This is a genomic window from Actinomyces gaoshouyii, assembly GCF_002072175.1.
Taxonomy (GTDB): domain Bacteria; phylum Actinomycetota; class Actinomycetes; order Actinomycetales; family Actinomycetaceae; genus Actinomyces; species Actinomyces gaoshouyii.
Genome location: NZ_MVIV01000002.1, coordinates 55,534 through 80,616, shown reverse-complemented (window position 1 = coordinate 80,616; position 25,083 = coordinate 55,534). Strand labels below are relative to the sequence as shown.

At 69.6% G+C, this 25,083-nt stretch carries 19 protein-coding genes; 16 read left to right on the top strand and 3 right to left on the bottom strand.

From position 1 onward, the window contains the following. Positions 1-99: 99 nt before the first annotated feature. From fbaA to B1H50_RS02060, 6 genes are all read left to right on the top strand, one after another. The gene (fbaA, locus tag B1H50_RS02085) at positions 100-1,149 is read left to right on the top strand and encodes a class II fructose-bisphosphate aldolase (protein WP_080462143.1); all 1,050 of its coding nucleotides are present in this window, start codon (positions 100-102) and stop codon (positions 1,147-1,149) included. A gap of 354 nt (positions 1,150-1,503) precedes the next feature. Further along, entirely contained in the window at positions 1,504-2,835 is a 1,332-nt protein-coding gene (locus tag B1H50_RS02080; protein WP_080462142.1) for an ABC transporter substrate-binding protein, read from the top strand. Between the two features lie 126 nt (positions 2,836-2,961). Next, positions 2,962-3,801: a carbohydrate ABC transporter permease gene (locus B1H50_RS02075; protein WP_080462141.1), complete on the top strand. Its 840-nt coding sequence runs from the start codon at positions 2,962-2,964 to the stop codon at positions 3,799-3,801. Beyond that, positions 3,798-4,706 (top strand): carbohydrate ABC transporter permease, encoded by a 909-nt coding sequence (locus B1H50_RS02070; RefSeq protein WP_080462140.1) that lies wholly within the window; start codon positions 3,798-3,800, stop codon positions 4,704-4,706. Before B1H50_RS02075 ends, B1H50_RS02070 begins: the two co-directional genes overlap by 4 nt. 1 nt (position 4,707) lies before the next feature. Beyond that, positions 4,708-5,367: a MusI family membrane protein gene (locus B1H50_RS02065; protein ID WP_080462139.1), complete on the top strand. Its 660-nt coding sequence runs from the start codon at positions 4,708-4,710 to the stop codon at positions 5,365-5,367. Between the two features lie 90 nt (positions 5,368-5,457). Further along, positions 5,458-6,744 carry an adenylosuccinate synthase gene (locus tag B1H50_RS02060; protein WP_080462138.1) on the top strand — a complete coding sequence of 429 codons (1,287 nt, stop codon included), beginning with the start codon at positions 5,458-5,460 and terminating at the stop codon, positions 6,742-6,744. A 149-nt stretch (positions 6,745-6,893) separates the two neighbouring features. Here the strand turns inward: B1H50_RS02060 and B1H50_RS02055 are convergent, their stop codons facing one another. After that, positions 6,894-7,781: an LppM family (lipo)protein gene (locus tag B1H50_RS02055; protein WP_080462137.1), complete on the bottom strand. Its 888-nt coding sequence runs from the start codon at positions 7,779-7,781 to the stop codon at positions 6,894-6,896. An 86-nt stretch (positions 7,782-7,867) separates the two neighbouring features. Further along, complete coding sequence (locus B1H50_RS02050; RefSeq protein ID WP_080462136.1) at positions 7,868-8,635, bottom strand: LppM family (lipo)protein; 768 nt, start codon at positions 8,633-8,635, stop codon at positions 7,868-7,870. A 226-nt stretch (positions 8,636-8,861) separates the two neighbouring features. Here B1H50_RS02050 and B1H50_RS02045 point away from each other — a divergent pair, with 226 nt between their 5' ends. From B1H50_RS02045 to purQ, 7 genes are all read left to right on the top strand, one after another. Continuing rightward, positions 8,862-10,706, top strand: coding sequence for a phosphoenolpyruvate carboxykinase (GTP) (locus B1H50_RS02045; protein ID WP_080462135.1), 1,845 nt, complete (start codon positions 8,862-8,864; stop codon positions 10,704-10,706). A 174-nt stretch (positions 10,707-10,880) separates the two neighbouring features. Then, on the top strand, positions 10,881-12,134 hold the full coding sequence (gene purD, locus B1H50_RS02040; RefSeq protein ID WP_080462134.1) for a phosphoribosylamine--glycine ligase: 1,254 nt from the start codon (positions 10,881-10,883) through the stop codon (positions 12,132-12,134). A 93-nt stretch (positions 12,135-12,227) separates the two neighbouring features. Next, the gene (locus B1H50_RS02035) at positions 12,228-13,151 is read left to right on the top strand and encodes a phosphoribosylaminoimidazolesuccinocarboxamide synthase (protein WP_080462133.1); all 924 of its coding nucleotides are present in this window, start codon (positions 12,228-12,230) and stop codon (positions 13,149-13,151) included. Continuing rightward, positions 13,148-13,819 (top strand): hypothetical protein, encoded by a 672-nt coding sequence (locus B1H50_RS02030; RefSeq protein ID WP_373284805.1) that lies wholly within the window; start codon positions 13,148-13,150, stop codon positions 13,817-13,819. The genes B1H50_RS02035 and B1H50_RS02030 overlap by 4 nt, the downstream gene beginning before the upstream one ends. Further along, positions 13,820-14,752, top strand: a complete 933-nt coding sequence (locus B1H50_RS09865; RefSeq protein WP_229657840.1) for a PsbA protein — start codon at positions 13,820-13,822, stop codon at positions 14,750-14,752. 132 nt (positions 14,753-14,884) lie between these two features. Then, positions 14,885-15,139, top strand: coding sequence for a phosphoribosylformylglycinamidine synthase subunit PurS (locus B1H50_RS02020; protein WP_080462132.1), 255 nt, complete (start codon positions 14,885-14,887; stop codon positions 15,137-15,139). Positions 15,140-15,142: 3 nt separating this feature from the next. Beyond that, complete coding sequence (gene purQ, locus B1H50_RS02015) at positions 15,143-15,856, top strand: phosphoribosylformylglycinamidine synthase subunit PurQ (RefSeq protein ID WP_080462131.1); 714 nt, start codon at positions 15,143-15,145, stop codon at positions 15,854-15,856. A 563-nt stretch (positions 15,857-16,419) separates the two neighbouring features. Here purQ and B1H50_RS02010 read toward each other — a convergent pair. Further along, the gene (locus B1H50_RS02010) at positions 16,420-17,874 is read right to left on the bottom strand and encodes a glycosyltransferase (RefSeq protein WP_080462130.1); all 1,455 of its coding nucleotides are present in this window, start codon (positions 17,872-17,874) and stop codon (positions 16,420-16,422) included. A 175-nt stretch (positions 17,875-18,049) separates the two neighbouring features. Here B1H50_RS02010 and purL point away from each other — a divergent pair, with 175 nt between their 5' ends. The 3 genes from purL (at position 18,050) to gdhA (ending at position 24,875) form a co-directional block, all read left to right on the top strand. Next, entirely contained in the window at positions 18,050-20,431 is a 2,382-nt protein-coding gene (purL, locus tag B1H50_RS02005; RefSeq protein ID WP_080462129.1) for a phosphoribosylformylglycinamidine synthase subunit PurL, read from the top strand. Positions 20,432-21,642: 1,211 nt separating this feature from the next. Next, on the top strand, positions 21,643-23,256 hold the full coding sequence (locus B1H50_RS01995) for an alpha-amylase family glycosyl hydrolase (protein ID WP_229657841.1): 1,614 nt from the start codon (positions 21,643-21,645) through the stop codon (positions 23,254-23,256). 281 nt (positions 23,257-23,537) lie between these two features. Further along, positions 23,538-24,875 (top strand): NADP-specific glutamate dehydrogenase, encoded by a 1,338-nt coding sequence (gdhA, locus tag B1H50_RS01990; RefSeq protein ID WP_080462127.1) that lies wholly within the window; start codon positions 23,538-23,540, stop codon positions 24,873-24,875. The last annotated feature ends 208 nt before the right edge of the window (positions 24,876-25,083 follow it).

Here is a 25,083-nt window from a genome sequence, read left to right as displayed (position 1 = left end):
TGAGCCGGAGTCCCGGGACCATCGCCCGGTACCCGATCGACTCGATCCGTGGAAGAATCGGTGACGCACCATTGCCACATCTCACCCAGGAGGCACCCAGTGGCCATCGCAACCCCGGAGTCGTACGCGGACATGCTCGATCGCGCGAAGGCTGGCAAGTACGCCATCCCCGCCATCAACGTCACCTCCTCCCAGACTCTCTCCGCCGCCCTCAAGGGTTTTGCCGACGCTGAGTCGGACGGCATCGTTCAGATCTCCAACGGCGGCGCCGCCTACTGGTCCGGCTCCTCCCGCGCTGACAAGGTGAAGGGCTCCATCGCCTTCGCCGCTTACGCCCGCGCCGTCGGCGACCTCTACCCGGTCCAGATCGGCCTGCACACCGACCACTGCCCCAAGTCGATGCTCGAGCCCTGGGTCCTCCCGCTCCTCGAGATCGAGGCCGAGCAGGTCAAGCGCGGTGAGCTCCCGATGTTCAACTCCCACATGTGGGACGGATCCGCCGAGTCCCTCGACGACAACATCGACATCGCCGTCGACATGCTCGCCCGCGCCAAGGCGGCCAACGTCGTCCTCGAGATCGAGATCGGCGCTGTCGGCGGCGAGGAGGACGGCATCAAGGGCGAGGAGAACGCCAACCTCTACACCACGGCCGACGACGCCTGGCGCGCCGTCGAGGCCCTGGGCCTGGGTGAGAACGGCCGCTACATCACCGCTCTCACCTTCGGCAACGTCCACGGCGCCTACAAGCCCGGTCACGTCAAGCTCCGCCCGGAGATCCTCGGCGAGATCCAGGACGACGTCGCGGCGCGCCTCGGCGACCGCCTGTCCACCAAGGTCGGCACCCAGGACTCCCCCTTCGACCTTGTCATGCACGGCGGCTCCGGCTCCACCGACGAGGAGATCGCCACCGCGGTGCGCAACGGCGTCATCAAGATGAACGTCGACACCGACACCCAGTACGCCTACACCCGTCCCGTGGCCGACTGGATGCTCAAGAACTACGACGGCGTCCTCAAGATTGACGGCGAGGTCGGCAACAAGAAGACCTACGACCCGCGCGCCTGGGGCAAGGCCGCTGAGAACGGCATGGCCGCCCGCGTCGTCGAGGCCTGCGAGCGCCTCGGCTCCGTCGGCTCCGCCAAGCGCTGACCAGTCGCGCGGAGCGTCGGATGTGAGTCCGTTACCCGCCTGACGCTCCCGTCCGCCATCCGGATGACAGGTGGCCCCGATGCCCATGCGGCATCGGGGCCACCGGCGTGTCCGGGACTCCGGAACGCCATCGGGATGGGGTCGCGCTGCCCCGCCGCAGGCCAGGGGCCCAGGCGCCATGCTTCGCCGCAGCGAGGCGGCGCGTGGCCTGCAAGATTTGCAGCAAGGGGGGCGGGTTGTGCAATGATGGGGCGTCGCCCGCGACATCGGACCTACCCCTGGCTCGTCGAGCGGGCAGTCGCTCACGCGGGGCTTTCCTCGCCTTCGCGGTTGTCTTGTCCAAAGGAGGACCTCATGCGACTCGTTTCCCGCCGCTCTGTGCTCGGCGGCTCCGCCGCACTCGCTGTTGCTGCAACCCTGGCAGCCTGCGGTGAGTCCGCATCCTCTGGTGAGGGTGGTGTCTACTTCCTCAATTTCAAGCCCGAGGCCGAGGAGGCCTTCAAGGCCATCGCCGAGGCCTACAAGACCAAGACCGGCGTCGAGGTCAAGGTCGTCACCGCCGCCGCCGGCAAGTATGAGGAGACCCTGACCTCCGAGGTCGCCAAGTCCGCCCCGCCCACCCTGTTCAACATCAACGGCCCCGTCGGCCTGGCCAACTGGAAGGACTACGCGACCGACCTGAGCGACACCGCCGCCGCCAAGGCCCTCACGGACAGCTCGCTCGCCCTCAAGGGCGACGACGGCAAGATCTATGGCGTTCCGCTGGCCACCGAGGGCTACGGCATCATCTACAACAAGGCCATCCTCGATAAGTACTTCGCCATGGACGGCGCTAAGGCCGCGAGTGTGGACGAGATCAAGGGCTTCGCCAAGCTCAAGGAGGTGGTCGAGGACATCCAGGCCAAGAAGGACGATCTCGGCATCAGCGGCGCCTTCGCCGCCACCTCGCTCTCCCCGGGCGAGGACTGGCGCTTCCAGACCCATCTGGCGAACTACCCCGTCTTCTACGAGCTGCGCGATCTGGGTGTCACCGACTCCAACGACCTCAAGCTCACCTACTCGGAGAACTACAAGCAGATCTTCGACCTCTACCTCAACAACTCCACTATCGCCCCCACGGAGGCCTCCGCCAAGGCCGTCACCGACTCCATGGCCGAGTTCGCGCTCGGCCAGTGCGCCTTCGTGCAGAACGGCAACTGGGCCTGGTCTCAGATCTCCGAGGTCGGGGGCAACACCGTCAAGGAGGAGGACATCCACTTCCTGCCCATCTACGTGGGCGTCGAGGGCGAGGAGAAGTGCGGCATCGCCCTGGGCACCGAGAACTACCTGACGATCAACGCCGAGGCCTCCGACGCCGCCAAGGAGGCCACGCAGGCCTTCCTCAACTGGCTCCTCACCGACGCCGAGGCCGCCAAGATGCTCGTCGAAAAGTCCGTCGTCTCCGTGTCCCCCTACTCGGCGTTCTCCAGCCTCACCCCGGCCGACCCGCTGGGCAAGGAGATCGTCTCCTACCTCAACAACGAGGCGCTCTCCCCCGTCAACTGGGTGTTCCAGACCTTCCCGAGCCAGGAGTTCAAGGATCAGCTCGGCCAGCACCTGTCCCAGTACGCCTCCGGCAAGGAGGACTGGACTGCGGTCAAGGACTACTTCGTCAAGGGCTGGGCCGAGGGCAAGGGCAAGGCCTGATCCTCCGCTCTCGCGACAAGGCTCCGCCGACGGCGCCCGGTCACCCGACTGGACGCCGTCGGCCGAGCCATCCGCCTCCCGCCTCCAATCGGCCCGGCAGAGACGCCGGGCGCCGCAAGAGGAATCATGAACAGCGCACTCAAGAAGTACTTCCCGATATTCGCCGGGCCCACGCTCCTGGCCTTCCTCATCGCCTTCCTCGTCCCGTTCTTCATGGGGCTCTACCTGTCGTTCACCAAGTTCAAGACCCTGACGAACGCCACTTGGGTGGGCCTGGAGAACTACTCCAAGGTCCTGGAGTCGGACTTCGGCTCAGCGCTGTGGTTCACCGTCATCGTCTCGGTGATCTCCATCATCACCGTCAACCTCGGGGCCTTCACCCTGGCCTACCTGCTCACCCGCAAGCTCAAGGGCACCAACTTCTTCCGCTCGGTGTTCTTCATGCCCAACCTCATCGGCGGCATCGTCCTGGGCTTCACTTGGCAGGTCATGCTCAACGCGATCCTCAAGCACTGGGGCCAGACCATCGTCAATGACTGGCACCTCGGCCTCCTCGGCCTCATTCTGCTGGTGAACTGGCAGCTCATGGGCTACATGATGATCATCTACATCGCGGGCCTGCAGAACGTCCCGCCCGAGCTCATCGAGGCCGCCCAGATCGACGGCGCGAATGGCTGGATGACGTTGCGCAATGTCACCATCCCGATGGTCATGCCCTCGATCACCATCTGCCTGTTCCTCACCCTGGCGAACACCTTCAAGATGTTCGACCAGAACCTGGCGCTGACCAACGGCGCCCCGCTCAAGCAGACCGAGATGGCGGCCCTGAACATCTACAACACCATGTACCACGCCCGCAACCAGATGGGCCAGGCGCAGGCCGCCGCGGTGATCTTCTTCCTCATCGTGGCCGCGATCGCGCTCATCCAGCTGCGCGCCACCCGTGCCAAGGAGGTCGACGCATGAGCGCCGCCAGTATGACCAGCACCGCTAGCACGGCCAGCGCCGCCAGCACGGCCGCCGCCGCTCCTCTCCGCGAGAGGCGCCCCGGGAGGATGATCACCTCGGGGATCCTCGCGATCCTGTCGCTCGTGTGGCTGGTTCCGCTGGTGTTCATTCTGATCAACTCCTTCAAGGGCCGCTTCTACATCTCTGACAGCCCCTTCTCCCTGCCCGTGGGGGAGCGCTTCTCCGGATTCACCAACTACGCCTCCGGCCTCAAGCTCAACGGCTTCGCGCAAGCCATCGGCTGGTCGCTGTTCATCACGGTGGGCTCCGTGGCGGTGATCCTCCTGCTGACGGCTATGACCGCCTACTACATCACCCGTGTGAAGACCTGGTGGACATCCGTCATCTACTACGTCTTCGCCTTCTCGATGATCGCCCCGTTCCAGCTCGTCATGTTCCCCACCTCCAAGGTGGCCGACATGCTCGGACTGGCCTCCCCGTGGGGCATGATCGTGCTCTACCTCGGCTTCGGCGGGGCGCTGTCGGTGTTCCTCTTCGCCGGCTTCATCAAGTCGATCCCCATGGAGATCGAGGAGGCGGCATACATGGATGGCTGCTCGCCGCTGCAGACCTACTTCCGGGTGGTCATGCCCCTGCTCAAGCCGACGGCGGTCACGGTCGCCATCCTCAACACCATGTGGGTGTGGAACGACTACCTCCTGCCCTACCTGGTCATCGGTCACGATGAGAACTACAAGACCATCCCCATCGTCATCCAGGCGCTCACCGGATCCAACGGCAATAAGGACCTGGGCGCGCAGATGGCCATGCTGGTCCTGGCGATCATCCCGATCGTCGCCTTCTACCTCGTGAGCCAGAAGCACATCATCGAGGGCGTCGCCGCAGGCGCCGTCAAGGGCTGACATGGCCGGACTCCTCCGGATCGACTCGCCCTTCCACAGGGCGTGGTCGGCAGCGGCGGATCTCGTCGTCATCAACGGGCTCACCCTCCTGGGGTGCCTGCCCGTGCTGACGGCGGGGTCCGCCCTCGTCGCCTGCCACCGCGTCGCCATGGAGATGGCGCGCGACGAGGACGTCTACACGGTGCGCTCCTGGTGGCGCTCCTTCAGATCCAATCTGCGCGGCTCGCTGGTGTGGTGGCTGCCCGCGCTCGCGCTCAACGCCCTCATGGGCGCTGAGCTCCTCCTGTTCTCACATGCCGACGGCGCGGCCGGCGCCCGCCTGAGCTCCGGAGCGTCGGGCCTGGTGCTGGCCTGCTCCCTGATCCTGACAGGCGTGGGCTGCTGGCTCCTGCCCCTGGTGGCCTTCTTCGACAACTCCGCGGTGAGGCACATGGGCAATGCGATGCGACTGGCCGTCGGGGCGCTCGGCCGAACCGCCCTCTGCCTGGCCATCGTGGCGGCCCCGGCCGCGCTCGTCCTCGTCCTGCCGGGCGCGGTGGGCCCGGTCGCCTGGTTCATGGTCATCATCGGCGTCGGCTTCCAGGCCTACCTCATCGCCGTCGTGCAGCGCGGCATCATCGACCGCCTCCGCCGGGCCGCCAGCGCGCCCGACGCCGTCTGAGCGCAGACCGGGGCCGTGGCGCCCCGGCCCTCGGGTAGCCTGGAGGAAGGCGCGCGCATCGGCGGGCCCCAAGAGCACCAGGAGAGAGACATGCCAGGCATTGTCGTCGTCGGAGCCCAGTGGGGAGACGAGGGGAAGGGCAAGGCGACCGACCAGTTCGGCCAGGACGTCGACTACGTCGTCAAGTTCAATGGCGGCAACAATGCCGGCCACACCGTCGTGATCGATGGCGAGAAGTTCGCCTTCCACCTCCTGCCGGCCGGCGTTCTCACCCCGGGGGTCATCCCGATCATCGGCAACGGCGTCGTCGTGGACCTCGAGGTCCTCTTCGCGGAGATCGCGGAGATCGAGGCGCGTGGAAAAGACGCCTCCTGCCTGCGCATCTCCTCAGACGCCCACATCATCCCCTCCTACAACCGGATCATGGACCGCACCACCGAGCGCTTTCTCGGCGCCCGCCAGTTGGGTACTACCGGGCGGGGGATCGGCCCCACTTACGCGGACAAGATGAACCGCATCGGCATCCGCATCCAGGACCTCTTCGATCCCTCGATCCTGCGTCAGAAGGTCTCCTCCGCCCTGGAGCAGAAGAACGGATTGCTCACCAAGCTCTTCAACCGGCCCGCGATCGACCCTGACGCCGTCGCCGACGAGCTGCTGTCCTACGCCGACCGCGTGCGGCCCATGGTGATCGACTGCGGCCTGGAGCTCAACAACGCCCTCGATGCGGGCAAGACCGTCCTCTTCGAGGCGGGCCAGGCCACCATGCTCGACATCGACCATGGCACCTACCCCTTCGTCACCTCCTCCAACCCCACCGCCGGCGGCGCCTGCACCGGCACAGGGGTCGGCCCCACGCGCATCGACTCCGTCATCGGCGTGGCCAAGGCCTACACCACGCGCGTGGGGGAGGGCCCCTTCCCGACCGAGCTCACCGATGCCATGGGCGAGCGCCTTCGCGCCGAGGGGGGGGAGTTCGGCGTGACCACGGGCCGCCCGCGCCGCTGCGGATGGCACGACGCCGTCGTCACCCGGTATGCCGCGCGCGTCAACGGACTGACTGATCTCGTCCTCACCAAACTCGACGTCCTCACCGGGCACGAGGAGATCCCCATCTGCGTGGCCTACGACGTCGATGGTGAGCGGACCGATGAGATGCCGTTGACCCAGACCGGCTTCCACCACGCCACGCCCATCTACGAGATCATGCCCGGCTGGAGCGAGGACATCACGGGCGCCCGGGACTTCTCCGATCTGCCCCGGGCTGCGCGGGATTATGTGGAGCGGATCGAGGAGCTGTCGCGCTGCCGCGTCTCGGCCATCGGTGTGGGCGCCGGGCGCGAGGCGACGATCGTGCGCCACCGGCTCCTCGGCTGACGGCGCCCGCCCGCTCGCGCGGCGTCGGCTGCGCGGGGCGAGGCCGATCGAGACGGCAATCGAGACGGCAGGAGTCCCCGGCATCCGTCGATGCCGGGGACTCCTATCGCGTGACCGGCCCCAAGGGCCGGAGCCGCGTTCAACTGGTCTCAGTGCTGACCGCCGTAGGGCTGCTGGGGCGGTTGCTGGCCGTCCTGCTGTCCGACCTGGCTGTTCTGCTGCGGGTAGCCGACCTGGCCGTACTGCTGCTGCCCGGGCAGTGCTGCGCCGTAATCGACGGTGGGGGCGTAACCGGGCTGCATCGGCTGGCCGGGAGCCGCGGGCGCGCCGTAGGGCAGCGCGGAGGCGGCGGCCTTCTTCTTGGAGGTGATGACCGCCGCCACGATGCCCCCGATGACGAGCAGGGCCACGACTGCGCCGATGCCCAGGATGAGGGGGAGCTTCGAGTCGGAGGAGCCTGGGGACGAATCGGAGCCCTTGTCCTTGCCAACGGCGTGCAGAGTGGACTCGGACTCGGTGATGATGTTCTTCCAGGTCACTTTCGTGCCATCAACCGTGGAACTGCCATTGTGCTCGATCACCTCGCCGGGGAAGGTGACATTGAGTGAGACGGCGACCCCGGGAAGCGCGCCCTGCGAGCTGTCCTGCATGTCGGATGCGTCCCAGTTGAAGACGTAAGTGTCGCCTTCGTGCTTGATGCCGTTGCTGCCACTTGAGTTCGTGTCGCTCAGCTTGATCCCCTTCATCTCCAGGGTGCACGAAGGACTGCCGTCCTTGTCCCCGAAGGTGTAGGTCGGTTGAGCCCCATCCGGGAGATTCGAGCTGCTGAATCCCTGGCCGGCCATTGTCTCCTCCGTGCAGGTTTGCTTTGTCAGGAGACCGGAGTTCGTGCTGTCCCATGCGACCATCGTCAGGTCGAAGGTGTCGTTGTCGTGGATGACGAAGTCGACGTCTCCGCCGCAGGCGGCGAGGGCGAGAGCGGCGGTAGGTAGGAGGAGGGCCGCTGTGAGCTTGCGGCGCTGCGGGGAGGTAGCCATGGGCCTAGCATACGGATGAGAGAGCCCCGGCGCGCTGCGGGGAGCACGTCTCATGGCGCCGTGGCATGGACAGCGCTGCGGGGCCGTCAAGTCCGCGCTCGGCGGCGCTTGAGGGCCGCCGCCGCCACGGCCGCAGCCAGTGCGGCAGTTCCGCCGATAACCCACCAGGAGTAGCGGTCCCAGAAGCCCAGGCCGGCGTTCGCCCTCGTGTACCCGGTGGCATGGATCCCCGCGAGGATCGTGTCCGTGCTCCTCCAGGTGACGGTCCTGCCGTCGATACTGCCGCCGCCGCCGTCGACGACTGCGCCCGGGAAGGTCACCGAAATCCTCGAGTTGAGCGGCGCCGCGGTCGGCCCGACCGCGGCGCCGGTGGACGCGGAGCCCCGGAGTCCCTGCGAGCCGTCGCCCCCCGAGGGGACCGCGGCGCCCGCCGGGGCCGTGAGGCCATCGGTGAGCGCCGTCAGATCGACCACGTACAGATCGTCCTTGCGCACGACGAGCGCATTCGGGGCGCCCTGGTCGGACGCGGGGATCTCCACGCCGCTCACGGTGATCTTGCAGGCGACCTCAGTGCCGTCGGCTTCGAGGACCTCGGCCTGTGAACTCGCGGAGGTGCCCGCGACGGCCTTATCCGCCAGGCTCTGGCAGTCCTCCTTGGACTTGAGCACTCTGCCCGTGGAGTCCCGCATCTCGATGGCGGCGCTGTAGCGGCCGTCATCGCCGATCTCCATCTCGAGGTTGGCCGTGCAGGCGCTCAGCGCCACGGCCAGGGGCGCGGCGAGCACGGCCGAGCGGCCCCGTCGGCGCAGGGCTCGCGCGATGCTGGCGATTCGGTCGGGGCCGGTGGTCGTCACAGCGCGACTGTACCCCGGCTGGCAAGGATGTCGGGGCTGGTGGTGGGCGCGATGAGGATGACCTGGATGTGGCGCAGGCCATGGGTCCATGTCACCTCTGTCACCTCTGCGCTTCTGGTGAAAGAGCTCCGATAGGACCAAGGTGCGCGTGACTCCCAGGGCGTTGTGGGAGAGGATTGGCCTCGACCGTATTGAGAGTCAACCAACCCAAGGAAGGGACTCACACATGACTGTGACCGCCCAGGACGTTCGCGCTGCGGCGCCCGCCAACGCTCCCGAGGACGTCGTCGAGTTCGCGATCCGCATCGCCGAGCTCGGCAAGCCGGAGAAGGTCTACTTCGCCGACGGCTCCGACGAGGAGTGGGACCGCCTCACCACCGAGATGGTGGAGTCGGGCATGTTCACCCGCCTCAACCCCGAGAAGCGTCCGAACTCCTTCCTGGCCCGCTCCCTGCCGAGCGACGTCGCCCGCGTGGAGTCCCGCACCTACATCTGCTCCGAGAAGGAGGAGGACGCGGGTCCCACGAACAACTGGTACGACCCGGCCGAGATGAAGGCCATCCTCAACGAGAAGTTCGACGGCACCTACGCCGGCCGTACGATGTACGTCATCCCCTTCTCCATGGGCCCCCTGGGCGGCCCGATCTCCCAGCTGGGCATCGAGATCACCGACTCCCCCTACGTCGTCGTCAACATGCGCATCATGGCGCGCATCGGCACCAAGGCGATGGACCTCATCAACGAGGGCCGCACGTGGGTTCCCGCCGTCCACTCCGTCGGCGCCCCCCTCGCCCCCGGTCAGGAGGACACCACCTGGCCGTGCAACGAGGAGAAGTACATCACCCACTTCCCCGAGACCAACGAGATCTGGTCCTACGGCTCCGGCTACGGCGGCAACGCCCTGCTGGGCAAGAAGTGCTACGCGCTGCGCATCGCCTCGACGATGGCCCGCCGCGACAGCTGGATGGCCGAGCACATGCTCATCCTGCGCCTGACCGACGAGAAGTCCGGCAAGCAGTACCACGTCACCGCCGCCTTCCCCTCGGCCTGCGGCAAGACGAACCTCGCCATGCTCCAGCCCACCATCGAGGGCTACAAGGTCGAGACCGTCGGTGACGACATCGCCTGGATGCGTCAGGGTGAGGACGGCCGCCTGCGCGCCATCAACCCGGAGGCCGGCTTCTTCGGCGTCGCCCCGGGCACGTCCTACAAGACGAACCCGATGGCCATGGAGACCATGAAGGCCAACACCATCTTCACGAACGTCGCCCTCACGGACGACGGCGACGTGTGGTGGGAGGGCATCGACGCCGAGATGCCCGAGCACCTCATCGACTGGCTCGGCAACGACTTCACCCCGGCCGACGCCGCCGAGGGTAAGAAGGCCGCGCACCCGAACTCGCGCTTCACCACCCCGGCCTCGCAGTGCCCGATCATCTGCCCGGACTGGGAGGCTCCTGAGGGCGTCGCCATCGACGCGATCCTCTTCGGTGGCCGCCGCGCCTCCAACGTGCCGCTCGTCGCCGAGCAGTACTCGCCCGCCCACGGCGTGTTCATCGGCGCCTCGGTGGCCTCCGAGGTCACCGCTGCCGCCACGGACGTCAAGGCCGGCTCCCTGCGCCACGACCCCTTCGCCATGCTGCCCTTCTGCGGCTACAACATGGCCGACTACTGGGGCCACTGGCTCGAGCTCCAGGAGCAGCTGGGCGAGAGCTTCCCGAAGGTCTACCAGGTCAACTGGTTCCGCAAGGACGAGGACGGCAAGTTCCTCTGGCCGGGCTACGGCGACAACAGCCGCGTCCTGGACTGGATCGTGCGCCGCGCCTCCGGCGAGGTCGAGGGCATCGAAGGTGTCACGGGCATCTACCCCAAGCGCGAGGACTTCAACCTCGAGGGCGCCGGCGTGAGCGAGGCCGACTGGGACAAGATGTACGACATCGACCCCGACGCCTGGGCCGCCGAGATGGATGACACCGAGCAGTACTTCTCCCAGTTCGGCGACAGGGTCCCCGCGGCCATCCGCGAGGAGCTGGCGAAGTTCCGCGAGCGCATCGCCGCCGCCAAGGCCTGAGTGTTGACATCGCCTCGCCGTCCTGAGTGAGGCGGGCTCCGACGGGGGCTCGGACCGTGCCGACGGTCCGGGCCCCCGTTCGCTGCCGCCCGCGCTCTACGGGCGCCGGGACGGTGCTCGTGCCTCCTGCCCGGCCGGGTGCCACGGTGCCGGTCACCCGGCTACGCTGGCCACGTGAAGATCCTGCTCCTGGGCTCCGGCGCGCGCGAGCACGCCCTGGCCCGCGCCCTCGCATCCGACCCCGCCACCACAGAGCTCGTCGTCGCCCCCGGGAACCCGGGCACGGCTGCCATCGCCACCAACATCAGCGCCGATGCCAACGACCCCGAGGCCGTCGTCGCGCTCGCCCGGCAGATGGGTGCCGACCTCGTTGTCATCGGCCCCGAGGCGCCTCTCGTCGCCGGAGTCGCCGACGCTGTCCGCGCCGCGGGCATCGCCTGCTTCGGCCCCGGAGCCGGGGCCGCCCGCCTGGAGGGCTCCAAGGCCTTCGCCAAGGAGGTCATGGCCTCCGCCGGGGTCCCCACCGCCAAGGCCGCCGTCTGCGACACCCCCGCTGAGCTCGAGGCAGCCCTCGACCGCTTCGGCGCTCCGCACGTCGTCAAGGACGATGGCCTGGCCGCCGGCAAGGGCGTCGTCGTCACCCCCGATCGCGCCACGGCCCTCGACCACGGTCTCGCCTGCCTGGCCAAGCAGGGTGGGCGCGTCGTTGTCGAGGATTACCTCGATGGTCCTGAGGCCTCCGTCTTCTGCGTCTGCGACGGCGCCACCGTCCGCGCCCTCGCCCCCGCCCAGGATTTCAAGCGCCTCGGGGACGGGGACACCGGCCCCAACACCGGCGGCATGGGCTCCTACACGCCGCTGACCTGGGCGCCCGCCGACCTCGCCGAGCAAGTCGTCGACACCGTCGCCCAGCCCGTCATCGATGAGCTCGCCCGTCGCGGCACCGCCTTCATCGGGCTCCTCTACTGCGGCCTCGCCCTGACCTCCAGGGGCCTGCGCGTCGTCGAGTTCAACGCGCGATTCGGCGACCCCGAGACCCAGGCCGTCCTCGCGCGCCTGACCTCCTCCCTTCCCGAGCTCCTCCTGGCAGCCGCCACCGGCCGCCTCGCCGAGGCCCCCGAGCCCACCTGGAGTGCCCGGGCCGCCGTGGACGTCGTCCTCGCCGCCCCCGGCTACCCCGGCACCATCACCACCGGCGGGGCCATCACCGGTATAGAGGAGGCCGAGAGCATCGACGGCGTCCATGTCCTTCACGCCGGTACCGGGCGGGATGACGACGGCGCCCTCATCGCCACCGGCGGGCGGGTCCTGTCCATCGTGGCCCTCGGCGAGTCGGTCTCCGACGCGAGGGAACGTGCTTACCAGGCGATCAGCCGCATCCATCTCGACGGCGCCCAGTACCGCACTGACATAGCCGCCGGGCGCTGAGCCCCGTTCGTTCGCCCCGCGCTACCGCGCGCTATGGGGCCTTTGGGCAGATCTTCGCTGCGCGCGGGCAGGTCAGGGTGGCAGGATGGGCGCATGAGCACCACACCAGGCCCCGCCCCCCTGACAGTCCCGGGTTGGGCCCACCGCTCCAGCGGCAAGGTCCGCGATGTCTACACCCCCGATGCCACCAGCCCCTGGGCGGGCCAGGACGTCCTCCTCATCGTCGCCTCGGACCGCATCAGCGCCTACGACCACGTCCTGGACACCACCATCCCGGACAAGGGCCGCATCCTCACCGCCATGTCCGCCTGGTGGTTCGAGCAGCTCGCCGACGTGGTCCCCAACCACCTCGTCACCCTTGACGTGCCCGAGGAGGTCATCGGGCGCGCCATGATCTGCCGCCGCCTCGACATGTACCCCGTCGAGTGCGTCGCCCGCGGCTACCTCACCGGCTCCGGCCTCATCGAGTACCGCCTCAACAAGACCGTCTGCGGCCTGCCACTGCCCTACGGCCTGACCGAGGCCTCCCTCCTGCCCCAGCCGATCTTCACTCCCGCCGCCAAGGCCGAGGTCGGTGAGCACGACGAGAACATCTCCTACGAGCGCGTCGTCGAGATGGTGGGGGAGGCCACCGCCGCCAAGCTCCGCTACGTCACCCTCGCCCTCTACACGCGCGCCGTCGACATCGCCGCCCGGCGCGGCATCGTCATCGCCGACACCAAGTTCGAGCTCGGCGCCGGCCCCGACGGCTCCCTCGTCCTGGGCGACGAGGTCCTCACCCCCGACTCCTCCCGGTTCTGGCCCGCCGAGGAGTGGCAGGAGGGAAGGCCCACCCCCTCTTTCGACAAGCAGTATGTGCGCGACTGGCTCGTCTCCCCGGCCTCCGGCTGGGACCGCGCCTCCGGCGAGAGGCCCCCCGCTCTGCCCGACGACGTCGTCGAGCGCACCCGCGCGCGCTATCTCGAGGCCTACGAGCGCCTCACCGGGGCGCCCCTCGACCTCGGGGAGGCCCAGTGACGACGGCCGGTCCGGGCGCCGTGCCCGGCGGTCCCGCCTCAGGCGCGCCCGGGGGCCCTGCGCCCCGCGTGGCCCGCAGTTTCAGTCCCGGGCGGGGCTTCGCCGTGCTCGTCGTCGCGGCGATGCTCGTCGTCATCCTCGCCCTGGCCGCCGCGCTCGCCAGCGCCCTGGGAGCCCGGGGGACCTCCGCGATCCTCGGCGGGATCGCCCTGCTCGTCGTCGGCCTCGGGCTCATCGCCGCCCTGCGGGTCCCCGCGCGCTCGCTCGTCGTCAACGCCCCGCGCCTGCGGCTGGATCGCAACCGCGCCGCAGCCGCCCGCAAGCGCGCCACGGCCGAATCGGCCCGCACCGGTGGGGCGAGCTCTCATGGGCGTCTCGGGCGGCCCGCCGCCCCCGGCGCCGAGCTGACCGTCATTGCCTCGGGCGGCTCGACCGCCATCGCGCTGCCCGAGCCCAGTGGCCGTCGCGAGCTCACCGCCCTCGACGTCGTCTCCGGCCCCGTGTCCACCGCCCTGGTCTCGACTTCGCTGGGCCGCGCCGTCGATGAGCGCCTCTCCGGTACCACGATGGGCGAGTCCCTGCTGCGCCTCGGCCAGATCCTCGTGGCAGCCTTCGGCTTCCTCCTCATCTCCCTCGGGCTGGCCTCCATCCTCGGGCAGGTGATCTGAGTGACCCCGCCGATCGGCCGGGATCGCCGGCCCGCGTCCGATCGGGGGCCCGTCAACTGGGGCCAATCGGGCCCCTCGAGAGGATCCGGCAGGAGGCAGCGCACCACCTGGTCCGAGGCCGAGATCATCGACGCCGACGTGGACCTGGGCCCCGATGTCCTCGGACGCCCCTCCTACCCCGCCTCGGACGACGGCCCCTCGGAGTCCAATGGGCCCGGTGCCCCCGGCCCGGATGGCCCTGCCCCATCCGGGGGACCCCGCAATCCCCGGGGCACCGACTGGGGCGTTGGGCGCGGCCGCTCCACGGAGCCGACGCCGCTGCAAAGGGCCCGTACCCCCTGGCCGGCCTCGCTCGTGCGCCAGCGCCTGGCGGGTATCGCATGCGCCCTCGTCGGCCTCGTCCTGGCCACCACCTCGGCGATGCGCCTGGCCACCGCCGCCAATGCCGGGCATCCCTGGGTGCCGCCCTGGCTCGTCGTCGTCCTGGGAGGCGCGGGACTCGTATCCGCCGCCGGGTACCTCGCCTGGGCCGGCGGCACGCCGGTGCGCGGCGAGGCCGAGCGCTGGGAGCCCAGCCTGGTGGATGTGGCCGCCGGGCTGACCAATGGCGATGTCGATGTCGCCGACCCCCAGCACCTGCTCACCTCAGGCGCCGAGAACGATCCCGCCGGGCTCGCCCCCACCGGGGCAGGGCCGCGTGTCGCCGTCGGCTCGGGTCCGAGGCCCCTCATGGGGACCTCCACGGTGGATCAGTCGAGCCAGGCCCCCGCGGGTGTGGCGGGCGCCGTCGGAGGCTTCATGCTCGCCGCCGCCGTGGTCTGCGCCGTCATCGCCCTCATATTGGGGCCCGCCTGGCTCATCGGCACCTGCGCTCTGGCCATCGGTGGCATCCTCGCCCTCAGGCTCGCCGGGGACTGGCTCGGCCGCATCTAGGCCCTGCGGCGCCTCGCGCGGGCTGTCCCAGGCTCGGAGGGCGCGTCGGTGGCGGTGGACGGCCTCGGAGGCGCGGGCGCGCACTGGTTACACTGGTCGCGCCGCACTTCCCCCAACTCCCAGGAGAGCACATTGGGACGCATCGTCGTTGAAGTCATGCCCAAGCCGGAGATCCTCGACCCGCAGGGCAAGGCCGTCATGGGGAGCCTGCCCAGGATCGGCCTGACCGGATTCACCGCAGTGCGGCAGGGCCGCCGCTTCGAGCTCGCCGTCGAGGGGCCCGTCACTCAGGAGCACCTCGACGCCGCCGCGCAGGCCGCCAGCACTCTGCTGTCCAACCCCATCATCGAGGACGTCGTCTCCATCTGCCCGCTCGAGGAGGATTGAGCCGTGAGTGACAGCCCCGTCGGCGCCCGCATCGGAGTCATCACCTTCCCCGGCACTCTCGACGACGTCGATGCCGCCCGAGCCATCCGCCTGGCCGGCGGCGAGGCCGTGAGCCTGTGGCACAAGGACGCCGATCTGAGGGGCGTGGACGCTGTTGTCGTCCCCGGCGGCTTCTCCTACGGCGATTACCTGCGCTGCGGCGCCATCGCCCGCTTCGCGCCCGTCATGGGCGAGGTCATCAACGCGGCCGGCGCCGGGATGCCGGTCTTGGGCATCTGCAACGGCTTCCAGATCCTCGCCGAGGCCCATCTGCTGCCCGGCGCCCTCATTCGCAATGACCACCAGAAGTTCTACTGCCGCGAGCAGCGCCTGCGCGTGGAGTCGACGACGACCGCCTGGACGGCGTCCATGGACGACGGCGAGGAGATCGTCGTCCCGCTCAAGAACGGCGAGGGAAACTTCATCGCCTCCCCCGAGGAGCTCGACCGCCTCGAGGGCGAGGGCCTCGTCGTCTTCCGCTACATCGACAACCCCAACGGCTCGGCGAGGGACATCGCCGGGGTGAGGAACGAGCGCGGGAATGTCGTCGGCCTCATGCCCCACCCCGAGCACGCGGTGGAGCCGGGTTTCGGTCCCGACTCGCCCGCCGGCCCCCGGACCGGCATTGACGGCCTGCGCATCTTCCAGTCGGTCATCAGCTCCCTCGTGGCCGCCTGAGCCGCTTCTCATCGATCCGCCCCGGTGGGCGCGCCGCGCGCCCACCGGGGCGGATCGCGTGCCCGGCATGACGGGGGCCGGGCAGCGGGCGCCCGGCTGCGTGCGTGGGGCACGATCGGGAACCTGCGAGAAGCCTGGGAGTTATCCACAAGGCCGCCCGGCGGGCTGTGGACAAGCCTGTGTTGATCGCTCTGAGACCGAAGCGCCGGAATCGTGTCGGCATCGTGATCGGGCAGGGGCGCCCCCATGCCGGGCCGGCTTCCCGGGCCTCCTCCCGGAATGGCGGCCTGCTGCGGGAAACGGGGCTCCAGGAGCTCAAAACGTGAGGAAAACCGCATAATCTCGGGGATTTGACCAATCCTGGCAAGACCCTGTACGCACCCTGAAAAGAGACTTGTGCCCCCGTGTGTGGTACATACGGGGGCACAATCGTGGATGTGAGGGCGCGTTCACAGGCGGAGGCCCGCTATCTCGCGGCTCGTCCTCCGCTGCTCACATGCCTGTGGAGGAAGCCTGTGGAAAACTCTGGGGGGAGGCGCGCGCCCGACCGCCGGGGCCGGACCTCAGGACCTCTCAAGGGCCGCCGCGAGGGCGTCGAGGACCTGTAGGAGATGCCGGTCCGGCAGGAAGGATCGGCGCACCGACTCGTGCGCCGTCGCCCCCATCTCCGCCGCCCGCTCGGGGAAGAGCAGCAGGTCCGCCACGGCCTGAGCCCAGGCGGCACCGTCATGCGGGTCCACGAGGGCGCCGTCGACGCCGTCGGTCACCTGCGTGCGGATCCCCCCGACGCCGGAGGCCACCACGGGGGTCTTCTTCCACATCGCCTCGGCCACCGTCAGCCCGAAGGCCTCGACGATCGAGCGCTGGGTGACCACCGAGCTCACCCGCTGCGCGGCGTTGACCACGAGGGCGTTGATCTCCCGGTCCTGGGCGGGCACCGCCGCGATGTGGATGCGCGAGCGGGCCGCCGCGGGGAGGAGCTCAACGGCCTCGACGACCTCGTCCAGCACCCGCGCCGCAGCGGTGCCGCTCCCGGGGCGAGGCCCCACCAGCAGCAGGTGCGCGTCGTCGGGGAGGGCCCCGAGGTTCTCCGCGAAGGCGATCGCCAACTCCCTCATGCCCTTGAGCCGGTCCCAGCGCGAGACCTGCGTGATCGTCCGCGCCCCCAGCGGTACCGGGCCCCCGGCGCGCATGACGCCGCTCTCGCCGTTCTCGGCCGCCGCGGAGCGCAGCGCGTCCGTCCGTCCGTCGCCGCGGATGAAGGGGAAGGCGTCGAAGGGGGGCTCGCCGTCGAAGATCCCCGCCAGGCGCGCGATCGACCAGGCCTCATCCATGTCGAGAACCCGGTTCTTGGGGCTGTCGGGGTTGATGGAGGGCGGGATGACTGCGCAGGCCTCGGGCTCGGTGAAGGGGGGCCGGTACTCCTCGCAGGAGACGATCACGTAGTCGGCGTCCTCCAGATAGCGGTCCAGGAAGGCCCAGGCGCGCTGGGCGTCCTCCACGCCCTCGGGGTCGGCGGTGGCCAGATCCGCGCCCGCGTGGCAGCGCCACACGACGACGGCGCCCGCCGCCTTGAGGGGGCGCGCCAGGCCGGCGGTCGCCGGATCATGGAGGATGACGATGTCACCCTCGCAGATGTCCCCGGCGACGTTCTCCGCGTTGGACGCCAGCGTGTGCTCGTAGAGGTCGCGCTCCTTGTCCCCCAGGCGGCCTCGGTCCCCGATGTCCCCATGGATCCACGAGTGCAGGCGCCCGCTGAGGGCGATGAACTCCGCCGGAGCGTCCAGGCACAGCCACCGGGCGTCGACGCCCAGGCCGCGGGCGTAGCCCACCAGGGGGGCCACGGTCTCCACGGGGCCGGCGCCCGCCTGGTCCGTGGGAGTCACGGTCCATAGGACGCGTCCCTCCAGGAGCGCCTGCGCGGCTGCCACGCCGTCGCGGAGCCGGTGCGCGGCGATCTCATCGAGATGGGGCTCGAGCTCTGACAGGGGCAGCGGTGCGACGTCGATGGTTCTCATGGCACGATCTTGCCCTCTCCGCGTGTGAGAGGCCGCACCTTTGGGGCGCGTCTTCGTCTCGAATCGCGGATCGTGCTCGCCGGCCGGCTCACCTGGGGGACTCATGGCCGCTCGCCCCCACCCGCCGAGTATCCTCAGGCGCGGCACCCTCCCGCCCACCCCCAGGAGCAGTCGCATGGCTCACACAGCCCGCACCGCCGAGACCGCCCCCCGTCCCGTCGAGCACCCCGACACCGTCGCCGACGCCGCGGCAACGCCCGATCAGGCGATGCCCTGGGCCGAGCTCGGCCTCAAGGCCGACGAGTACGAGGGCATCAAGCGCCTCCTCGGTCGCCGCCCCACGGCCGCCGAGCTCGCCATGTACTCCGTCATGTGGTCCGAGCACTGCTCCTACAAGTCCTCCAAGATCCACCTCAAGCAGTTCGGCGCCAAGGTCACCCCCGAGATGCGCGAGCACCTGCTGGTCGGCATGGGGGAGAACGCCGGCGTCGTCGACATCGGCGACGGCTGGGCCGTGACCTACAAGGTCGAGTCCCACAACCACCCGAGCTTCGTCGAGCCCTACCAGGGCGCCGCGACCGGCGTGGGCGGGATCGTCCGCGACATCATCTCCATGGGCGCGCGGCCCGTGGCCGTCATGGACCAGCTGCGCTTCGGTGCCGCGGACCACCCCGACACCGCCCGCGTCGTGCACGGCGTCGTGGCAGGTGTGGGCGGGTACGGCAACTGCCTGGGCCTGCCCAACATCGGCGGCGAGACCGAGTTCGACCCCTCCTACCAGGAGAACCCCCTCGTCAACGCCCTGTGCGTGGGGGTCCTGCGCCACGAGGACATCCACCTGGCCAACGCCTCCGGCGCGGGCAACAAGGTCATCCTCTTCGGCGCGCGCACCGGCGGCGACGGCATCGGCGGCGCCTCCATCCTGGCCAGCGAGTCCTTCGAGGACGGCATGCCGGCCAAGCGCCCCAGCGTCCAGGTGGGCGACCCCTTCATGGAGAAGGTCCTCATCGAGTGCTGCCTCGACCTGTTCGACGCCGACCTCGTCCTCGGCATTCAGGACCTGGGCGCCGCCGGCATCTCCTGCGCCACGAGCGAGCTGGCCTCCAACGGCGACGGCGGCATGCACGTCGACCTCGAGAAGGTCCTCCTGCGCGACCCGTCGCTCACCGCCGGCGAGATCCTCATGAGCGAGTCCCAGGAGCGCATGATGGCCGTCGTCGCCCCCGAGCGGCTCGACGACTTCATGGCCGTCATCGACAAGTGGGACGTCGAGGCCGCCGTCATCGGCGAGGTCAATGGCTCCGGCCGCCTGACCATCGACCACTTCGGTGAGCGCATCGTCGACGTCGACCCGCGCACCGTCGCCCACGAGGGCCCCACCTACGACCGCCCCTACTCCCGCCCTGCCTGGCAGGATGGCCTCAACGCGGACTCCTCCGACCGCCTGGCGCGCCCGGCCACGGCGGCCGAGCTCACCGAGCAGGTGCTCGCCGTCGTCACCGATGTCAACCAGGCCTCCACCGCCTGGGTCACCGACCAGTACGACCGCTTCGTGCGGGGCAACACCGCCCTGGCCCAGCCCGACGACGCCGGCGTCGTCCGCGTCGACGAGGCCACTGGCCGGGGCGTGGCCATCGCCACCGACGCCAACGGGCGCTTCACCAAGCTCGACCCGGCCACCGGCGCGGCCCAGGCGCTGGCCGAGTCCTACCGCAACGTGTGCACGGTGGGCGCCACCCCGCGGGCCGTCACCGACTGCCTCAACTTCGGCTCCCCGGAGGACCCCGACGCCATGTGGCAGCTCGTCGAGGCCATTACCGGCCTGGCCGACGCCTGCCGGCAGATGGGCGTGCCCGTCACCGGCGGCAACGTCTCGCTGTACAACTCTCACGGCAAGGTCAAGGGGCTCATCGACTCCTCCATCAACCCCACGCCCGTCGTCGGCGTCCTGGGCGTCATGGACGACGTGCGCCGTGCCAACCCCTCGGGCTGGCACGAGGAGGGCCTGGCGATCATCGCCCTGGGCGCCACCGCCGATGAGCTCGACGGCTCGGCCTGGACGCGCGTCGTCCACGACCACCTCGGCGGGCTGCCCCCGAAGGTGGACCTCGAGGCGGAGATGGCCCTGGGGCGGGTGCTCCTCGCGCTGAGCGAGGCGGACCTGCCCGACGGCTCTCGGCTGGTGCGCGCCGCCCACGACTGCTCGACGGGTGGTCTCATCCAGACCCTGGTCGACTCGGCGCTGCGATTCGGCGTGGGGGCCAGCGTGGATCTGGCCCCCATCGCGAGTCGCGACGGCGTCGACGACGTCACCGCCCTGTTCTCCGAGTCCGGGGCGCGCGCGCTCGTGGCCGTCCACGAGGCCGCCGTGCCGGTGGTGGAGGCCGCCGCGGGCGCCGAGGGCGTGCCGTGGGCGCGCATCGGCACCACCGGCGGGGACATGCTCGTCGTCACCGGCACGGACCTGCTGACCGACGGCGGTGCCGGTCGCCCGCTCATGCTCGATCTCGCCGAGCTGCGTGACGGTGTGGAGGCTACCCTCCCCGCGCTCTTCTAGTGGACTCGCCACCCCGATGCGGGCATTGCTACGGCTTCCGCCTGTGAGGCCGCAGGGGGAGCTCTTGTGACCGCAATTTCTTGTTAAGGGTCCAAATTATGTCCCAACCTCGTGTGAACCATGGGTATAACGCACTGCTGGCTGCGTCCATCACTGCGGTTGTGATGCTCTTCAATCGCGGCATTCCGTGGTGGGCGTGGATTCTCTCCTTTCTGGTGATACTGGCCTTTTCCGAGTTATTCTCAAGGATGATGGTGGGCGGTGCTGGCAGGGGGCGGTGGAAGAGGTCCCGGCGATTGTTCGTTTATGCCGCGACCTTTGCGGTCGCCATCATCGTTTCCGCCATCATATTCATGACGGTGTAGGTGGTCTTCAGGCTCTTCTGGGTGCAGGTGCGGTCTGGGCCTGCCCGGTTCGGGCTGGACCGGCGCCGCCCCCCACAGCGGGCTCCCAGGCGGTGATGGCGGACTCGACCTCATGTCTCAACCCATTGCCGTCAATGAACCCGCCTGGGCGAGCGCAACCTGGCCGCTCGGAACCCACCTCGGCCCCGATGGGGTCACGGTGGCCGTCCACGCCCCGCCGCCACCCGGCTCCAACTCGAGGTCTACCCCGAGGCCCTCGGGGCGACGGCGTCGAGCACCTTCCTGCCCGCGCGCGGCGAGGACGGTGTCTGGCGCGCCCAGATCGCCGGCCTCGAGGCCGGTGCCCTCCTCGGCTGGCGCGCCTGGGGGCCCAACTGGCCCTACGACCCCGCCTGGACGCCCGGCTCCGCCATTGGCTTCCTCGCCGACCTCGATGAGCAGGGCAACCGCTTCAACCCCAACAAGGTCCTCTTCGACCCCTACTCCCATGAGATCACCCATACCGTCTACACCGATCGCCTGGACGATTACGGCGTCAACGACGGCTTCTTCGGCACCGGCGGCGACGAGATCGAGATTGCCGGCGCCACCGTCCCGCGTCGCCAGATCGACACCGCCCCCTACGCCCCCAAGGGTGTCGTCCTGCCCGAGGACGCCGCCCATGCCGCCACCGCCCCCAAACCCCACCTGCCCGCCGAGCAGGCCATCGTCTACGAGGCCAGCGTCAAGCACCTGACCGGGCATCCCTCCGCCGCGCGCCTGCGCGACCTACTCGCCGGCGAGTCCGGCTTCGAGGACGTCGCGGATATCCCCGCCGAGTACCAGGGCACCTATAAGGGGGCCGGCATGCTCGCCCCCTACCTCAAGGCCGCCGGCTTCACCGCCGTCGAGCTCCTTCCCGTCCACGAGACCAACGCCTCGGAGTCCGGGCGCGAGGGCAAGACCAACGCCTGGGGCTACATGACCCTGTCCTTCTTCGCCCCCAACCGCCAGTACTCCGCGGACAAGGGCTGGGGCGGCCCCACCCGTGAGTTCACCGAGATGGTCGACGCCTTCCACGCCGCCGGCATCGAGGTCTACCTCGACGTCGTCTACAACCATACCGCCGAGGGCGGCAACTGGGGCGGCGACGTGAACACCGTCGGCTTCACCAGCCTGGGCGGCTTCGCGACCGCCGAGTACTACCAGATGACGACCGACAAGATCCTCGTCGACGGCGCCACCGGCACCTCCAACCAGATCAACTACTCCTCCCCGGTGGCCCGCCAACTCGTGCTGGACTCGCTGCGCTACTGGTGCACGACGATGGGAGTGGACGGCTTCCGCTTCGACCTGGCCACCGTGCTGGGCCGCATGCCCGCTGAGGCCGCCGCCGACGACTGGGGCAGTCTCAAGCGCTTCTTCAACGAGCACCCGCTGCTCACCGGCATCGCCGACCTCGCCTCCGAGCAGGACATCGAGGTCATCGCCGAGGCCTGGGACCTGTGGGGCTACGAGGTCGGCAACTTCCCGCGCGGCTGGGGCGAATGGAACGGCCGCTACCGCGACGCCGTGCGCCGCTTCGCCAAGGGGGACGGCAATACCGGGGCCTTCATCGATGTCGTCAATGGCGACTACCACCACTTCGACGACAATGGCGGTCTCCGGAAGTCCGTCAACTTCGTCGTGGCCCACGACGGCTTCAACCTCGCCGACCTCGTGAGCTACCCCGCCAAGAACAACGCCCTGCCCGCCCCCTTCGGCCCCTCCGACGGCGGCAACGACGACAACATGTCCTGGGACTCCGGCGGCGACCATGTCCTGCGCCGCCAGCGCCTGCGCAACTTCTGGGCGATCCTCATGCTCTCGCGCGGCGTGCCCATGGTCGTGGCCGGCGACGAGATGGGCCACACCCAGAACGGCAACAACAACCCGTGGGCCATCGACACCGTCGCCATGCGCACCAACTACGCGATGGTGCCCACGAGCGCCCCCCAGGGCGTCCCCGTCGAGGCCGACGTCGAGGCTTCGTACCACGACAACCTCGGCACCTTCGACGCGCCCAGCGAGAATGTCAATCCGCTCTTCCGCTTCGCGTGCTTCCTCATGGGCCTGCGCCATGACCACCCCGCCCTGCGCCAGGCCTCCTGGGGCGATGACCAGGTCGGCGGCGACGACGTCTCCTACCTCTTCCGCGCCCCGGCCGGAGCCGGCTCCCCGCAGGAGGGCGACCGCGCCCTGCGAGTCGTCATCGACGCCCCCGACGAGGCCTTCTGCGCCATGATCAACATGGCCGGCGACGCCGTTGTCTTCGAGGTGCCCGGCGACGAGGGAGGCGCCCAGTGGCGGCGGATCGCCGACACCGCCGCCTGGGCCGAGCCCGAGTGCAACTACTGGCCCGAGGGGACCGGGCAGGTGCTCGACGGCGAGGTCGTCGTCGCGCCCTGGTCGGTGGTCGTCGTCCACGCAGCCAAGGCCTGAGCCGACCGGCGCATGATCCCGGGCGGGTCCGGGGGCCGCGGTGGTGGGGCCGCCTCCTCGCGGGGGCGGCCCCACCTCTCTTTCCATCGAGGCCCCGGGACAGCGCGCCGACTGGCCCTGGCGGGGGCGCCCCGACGCGAGGACTGTGGCCCGCGCCGCAGAGAAGTCACTGAGTGAGATCATTCATCTCAGCGAAATGTGGCGATGGGACGCTTGAATCCGGCACCGGGGCAGAAGCACGGTGCCTTTTATGAGGACGCGAGCACGCGAAGGAGTCCGTCATGGCTGAAGTCGTTGAAAAGGTCTATGAGCAGGTGGTCGCCCGCAACCGCGGGGAGACCGAGTTCCACCAGGCCGTCCGGGAGGTGCTGGACTCCCTCGCCCCCGTCATCGCCAAGCACCCGCACTACGCCGAGGGCGCGCTCCTCGAGCGCATCGTCGAGCCCGAGCGCCAGGTCATCTTCCGGATCCCGTGGGTCGATGACGCCGGCAACGTCCAGGTCAACCGCGGCTTCCGCATCGAGTTCAACTCCGCCCTCGGCCCCTACAAGGGCGGCCTGCGCTTCCACCCCAGCGTCAACGCCGGCATCATCAAGTTCCTCGGCTTCGAGCAGATCTTCAAGAACGCCCTGACCAACCAGGCCATCGGCGGTGGCAAGGGCGGAAGCGACTTCGATCCCCACGGCCGCTCCGACGCCGAGGTCATGCGCTTCTGCCAGTCCTTCATGACCGAGCTCTCCCGCCACATCGGCCCGAGCACGGACGTGCCCGCCGGCGACATCGGCGTGGGCGGTCGCGAGATCGGTTTCCTCTTCGGCCAGTACAAGCGCCTGCGCAACTCCTACGACGCCGGAGTCCTCACCGGCAAGGGCCTGGCGTGGGGCGGCTCCCTCGTGCGCACCGAGGCCACCGGCTACGGCACCGTCCTGTTCGCCCAGTCCATGCTCGCCACCAGGGGCCAGAGCCTGGAGGGCAAGAGGGTCGCGGTCTCCGGTTCCGGGAACGTCGCCATCTACGCCATCGAGAAGGCCCAGCAGCTCGGCGCCACCCCGATCACCTTCTCCGACTCCTCCGGCTACGTCGTCGACGAGGCCGGCGTGGATCTCGACCTCCTCAAGCAGGTCAAGGAGGTCGAGCGCGGCCGTGTCGCCGACTACGTCTCCCGCCGCCCCGGTGCCCGCCTCGTGACCGAGGGGCGCGTCTGGGACGTCCCGGTCGACGTCGCCCTGCCCTGCGCCACCCAGAACGAGCTCGACGGCTCCAGCGCCGCCACGCTGCTGCGAGGCGGCTGCGCCGTCGTCGCCGAGGGCGCCAACATGCCCTCCACCCCCGAGGCCATCGAGGCCTTCCAGGCCGCCGGCATCCTCTACGCCCCCGGCAAGGCCGCCAACGCCGGTGGCGTGGCGACCTCCGCCCTCGAGATGGAGCAGAACGCCGGTCGCACCCGCTGGAGCTTCGAGACCGCCGAGGCCAAGCTCACCGCCATCATGGCCGACATTCACGACTCCTGCGTGGCCGCCGCTGAGGAGTACGGCCGCCCCGGCGACTACGTCCTGGGGGCCAACGCCGCCGGCTTCACCCGCGTCGCCGACGTCATGATCGCCCACGGGGTCGTCTGAGTCCCGCCCCGCTGGATCGGCGGCCCCGCGCCGCCGGCTCCGACTCTTGACGGCGCCCGCCACCTGCCCGCAGGTGGCGGGCGCCGTCGCGCGGGCTCGGCTAGGATATGGTGTAGATCACGTGACGTGACGCCCGAGCGGGCGTACGATTGTGCTTGTTAGGGCTTATTGAGCCCATATCAATGCCCGTTCGGGCATTGATATGGGC